The organism is Bacillus sp. JJ1127 (assembly GCF_036965845.1).
GTDB lineage: Bacteria > Bacillota > Bacilli > Bacillales > Bacillaceae_G > Bacillus_A.
Map to the genome: position 1 here is coordinate 1 of NZ_JBALQK010000174.1, position 4124 is coordinate 4124.

At 35.3% G+C, this 4124-nt stretch carries 5 protein-coding genes and 1 pseudogene; all 6 read left to right on the forward strand.

Annotation, left to right across the window (positions count from 1 at the left end):
* The first annotated feature begins 209 nt into the window (after window positions 1–209).
* Window positions 210–566: a flagellar basal body rod protein gene (locus V7183_RS17115; protein WP_335360264.1), complete on the forward strand. Its 357-nt coding sequence runs from the start codon at window positions 210–212 to the stop codon at window positions 564–566.
* A 44-nt stretch (window positions 567–610) separates the two neighbouring features.
* Window positions 611–1273: a PspA/IM30 family protein gene (locus V7183_RS17120; RefSeq protein ID WP_335360265.1), complete on the forward strand. Its 663-nt coding sequence runs from the start codon at window positions 611–613 to the stop codon at window positions 1271–1273.
* Window positions 1274–1380: 107 nt separating this feature from the next.
* Window positions 1381–2121, forward strand: a complete 741-nt coding sequence (gene liaF, locus V7183_RS17125) for a cell wall-active antibiotics response protein LiaF (protein ID WP_097897302.1) — start codon at window positions 1381–1383, stop codon at window positions 2119–2121.
* Complete coding sequence (locus V7183_RS17130; RefSeq protein ID WP_097897301.1) at window positions 2121–3182, forward strand: sensor histidine kinase; 1062 nt, start codon at window positions 2121–2123, stop codon at window positions 3180–3182. Before liaF ends, V7183_RS17130 begins: the two co-directional genes overlap by 1 nt.
* A complete protein-coding gene (locus V7183_RS17135; RefSeq protein WP_335360266.1) occupies window positions 3175–3807 on the forward strand; it encodes a response regulator transcription factor in 633 nt (210 codons plus the stop codon). The genes V7183_RS17130 and V7183_RS17135 overlap by 8 nt, the downstream gene beginning before the upstream one ends.
* Window positions 3808–3931: 124 nt before the next feature.
* Window positions 3932–4078, forward strand: a pseudogene (locus V7183_RS17140) (DUF3992 domain-containing protein); the annotation flags it as partial.
* Window positions 4079–4124: the final 46 nt, after the last annotated feature.

Sequence of the window (4124 nt, forward strand, 5' to 3'; positions counted from 1 at the left end):
TAAATGTATACATATGTTTATTTTAACGCAAAATTCTTAATATTCATATGTTTATTTTTTTAATAGTATTGCACAGTTATACTAAATCTTCAAAAGGCTGAAGGTAACTCAGTCTTAAGTCTGAGATGAAAACGGTTCTTAAGCTCGTTATGGAAAAAAGAAAAAATAGTTAAGATAAGAGTATCAAATCGAAGGGAGGCAAGCACAAGATGAAACAATTTCTAGCGTTTATCGCGGCTGGTATTTTGGCCTTAATTGCTCTTGGTAGTCTTGCTGGTATTGTAGGATTAGCAATTGGAGCAGGGATGGTGTACTGGAGCTATAAATCATTTGTGCGAGCACAATCATTTTTTGGAAAGTTAGCTTGGGGTATTGTCGGTTTAATCGGCTTGTCAATCGCCCTTTCTAATTCCCCAGCATTAATCGGTATCGTAGCAGTAGCAGTTCTATACTACGGATACCGTGAGTGGAAAAAAGGAAAAGATGTAGTAGTAAATGCTGCTTCAGAAGGTTCTAAACCATATAGCAACTTTGAAGATGAGTGGAACAAGTTAATGAAAAACTAATATAAAACAAATTAAATCATAAAGTAGAAGAGAGGAAGATTATAATGAAACAATCTTTATTTGGACGTGTACGCGATGCAATTTTAGCAGATTTTCATAATGTTTTAGATGAGAAAGAAAGAAAAAATCCAATTGCTATGTTAAACCAATATTTACGAGATAGCGAGCGTGAAGTAACAAAAATTGAAAAGCTAATTCAGCGACATAAAACATTAAAAGCTAACTTTGCTCGTGAACTTGAGCAGGCTCGTTATTTTGTAAATAAGAGATCAAAGCAGGCAATAATTGCAAAAGAAGCAGGGGAAATGCAGTTGCATGAACGTGCATTAGAAGAAGTAGCATACTATGAAGGGCAAGTAGCTCGCTTAGAAGAAATGTATGCAGGTGTAGTGGAACAAATTGATGAGTTAGAACGTCGTCTTTCTGAAATGAAAAACAAGCTAAAAGAAATGAATGCAAAACGTATGGAATTAATGGCACGCGAAAATATGGCACATGCAAATCGTCGTATGAATACGGCTCTTCATAAAATGGATGAGAATAATCCATTCTTACGATTTGAAGAAATTGAAGATCATATTCGTGATTTAGAGCTTCGCGTGAATGAAGATCATGAACGCGATACATTTGATATGAAAATTGCAAAGCTTGAGCGTGAAATGAAAGAAAAAAATGAAGTATCTTTAAACAAAGAAGTAATAAAATAATTGTAGTATATTATAAAACGAGCTTATGATATAGTGATAGAAGAAAAGGGGTTGGAAAGCAATGCCTTTTTCTTCTATTTATATGTAACAAGAAGGGGGGAGCTGAAATGAAGCAACAATTTTCAAAAACACAATTCGTGGGGATGCTCCTCATCATATTTGGATTCGGTCTTTTTCTTGACATGATTTTGGGGCGTTTTGAACCTGGGGGCCTTATTTTTGCAGTTATTATGATTGTATTCGGAAGGCATTATCGAAAAAAGAATCGTTATGTGAGAGGGAACGTGTTTTTATTTATCGGAGGTCTCATTTTTTTATTCTTCCTATTTTCATCAGCGGCTTTTGTGCTCGTTGTATTTGCTTGCTTAGCTTTTATCGGTTATCAACTTATTCAAGGACAGCAGAAGCAAAAAGTTATCCAAGTGGAAATTAAGGAAAAAGGATATATAGATGAAGAAAAACAAATTTATCGCACAGAACCATACCTGAAAAATATGATGGTAGGTAACGTACGAATGATGGATCATATTTATGAGTTAGAGGATATTAATGTTCAGTATGGGGTTTGTGACATTGAAATTGATTTGACGACAGCAATGATTCCCGAAGGAGAAACAGTCATTGTTATTCGTGGTGTTATTGGAAATATTCGGTTGTATGTTCCGTACGATATTGAATTATCTTTAAATCACTCTGTTATTGTTGGTAGAGTACTACTGCCAGGACATGAAGAAACAGGATTTAATCGAAATGTTACATTTAAAACAGAACAGTATAGAGAAGCTCCTCGGCGCATTAAAATTATTTCTTCGCTTGTCGTAGGCGATACGGAAGTGAGGAAAGTATAATGAAAAAGCAAAGAAATATTTCATGGATGTACATTCGTTATTCTATGTTATCTTCTGTAAGTATTGCACTTATTTGTACGGTTGTATATGTATGGAAAAGTAAACAAGATGTATATGATTTGTTATGGAAAGAATCCATTGCTTCTGTTCCAATTGGCTTGTTAATCATGGGTACAAGTCTTCTTATTGGAGGAATTGTAGGATATGCCATTGGTTACTATATGCAGCAGCGCATTCAAGGCTTAAATACTTTTTTGTTTGAAGTAGAACGTGGGAATTTTCCAAAGGATGTTTCGTTTACTGCGGAAGATGAATTCCGTGAAGTAGAGCGAAAAGTTATTGCGCTGGCTCGAAGATTAGAGGAACAGGCCGGTTTATTTCAAAAGGTAACGAATGAACGGGCTCATTGGAATGAAGAGATGAGACAGGAAGCTATTTCTCAAGAAAGGCATCGATTAGCAAGAGAACTGCATGATTCAGTGAGTCAGCAGCTTTTTGCAATGTCTATGATGATGTCAGCAATTAATGAACAGGTAACTCAAATTCCAGAAACAACAAGAAAGCAATTGCAACTTGTTGAAAATATGGTGGTAAATGCGCAATCGGAAATGAGAGCGTTGCTTCTTCATTTACGTCCTGTACAATTAGAAGGAAAAAAATTAACAGAAGGTATAGAAGAGCTGTTAACAGAACTTTCTAGAAAACAACATATGAAAATTGAATGGTTGATTGAGCCCATCCAATTAAAAAAGGGTGTGGAAGATCATTTGTTCCGTATTGTACAAGAAGCGTTGTCTAACACGCTACGACATGCGAAAGCAAAGAAAACAGAAGTACGTCTTCGTCAAATCGATCAATATGCTATTTTAAAAATAATTGATGATGGTGTTGGGTTTGAAGTAGGTGTTAATAAGGCTGGATCATATGGCTTAAGGTCTATTCAAGAGCGTGTCCATGAAATTGGTGGAACATTAAAAGTGCTTAGTTTTCCGAATAAAGGTACACAAATTGAAGTAAAAGTACCAATTATGATAGAGAGAGAGGGGGAGCAGCATGATTAAAGTATTGCTTGTTGATGATCATGAAATGGTTCGAATGGGTGTATCCGCATATTTATCGACTCAACCAGATATCGAAGTAGTTGGGGAAGCTGAAAATGGAAGAAGAGGTTCAGAATTAGCGCTAGAATTAAGACCGGATATTATTTTAATGGATCTTGTTATGGATGAAATGGATGGCGTTGAGGCAACGCGTGCGATTATTCAAGAATGGTCTGAGGCTAAAATTGTAGTCGTAACAAGCTTTCTAGATGATGAAAAGTTATATCCTGTTATTGAGGCAGGGGCGACAAGTTATTTGCTAAAAACGTCAAGAGCAAGTGATATTGCAGATGCAGTGCGAGCGACTTATGATGGAGAAACAGTGTTAGAACCAAAAGTTACTGGGAAGATGATGTCCCGAATGCGTCAAAAAAAAGAACAACCTTTGCATGAAGATTTAACAGAAAGAGAGTTTGAAATCTTATTATTAATTGCGGAGGGTAAGAGTAATCAAGAAATTGCAGATGAGCTATTTATTGCACTCAAAACAGTAAAAACGCATGTGAGTAATATTTTAAATAAATTAAATGTAAGTGATCGTACACAGGCGGTTATTTATGCGTTTAGACATCAATTAACAAAATAAGATGGAACTTCCACTATACACATATAGGGGCTATTGGAGTGGTGGAAGTTTTCTTTATTGATGCAATTTATTGAAAGCGTTATCATTTAAGCGGAAATAATACATACAAAGGTGGAGTGTGTGTATGTTAGTTCAAACAATATTTGAAATGAACAAGAACGAAAAGTTAGGGAATTACGTGAATGCATTATAGGCACTTCATACGCAATATGATATTGAAACAGATTGTATTGCGATAATTGAAGCTACAAAAGAATATTATCTACATATATCAATTAAAAAAACGACATAAAGCCCATCTTTTTAGGTGGGAGAGA

Coding starts and splice junctions, on each gene's coding strand:
- V7183_RS17120 (WP_335360265.1), top strand. CDS start 611: ATGAAACAATCTTTATTTGGACGTGTACGCGATGCAATTTTAGCAGAT.
- V7183_RS17130 (WP_097897301.1), top strand. CDS start 2,121: ATGAAAAAGCAAAGAAATATTTCATGGATGTACATTCGTTATTCTATG.
- liaF (WP_097897302.1), top strand. CDS start 1,381: ATGAAGCAACAATTTTCAAAAACACAATTCGTGGGGATGCTCCTCATC.
- V7183_RS17135 (WP_335360266.1), top strand. CDS start 3,175: ATGATTAAAGTATTGCTTGTTGATGATCATGAAATGGTTCGAATGGGT.
- V7183_RS17115 (WP_335360264.1), top strand. CDS start 210: ATGAAACAATTTCTAGCGTTTATCGCGGCTGGTATTTTGGCCTTAATT.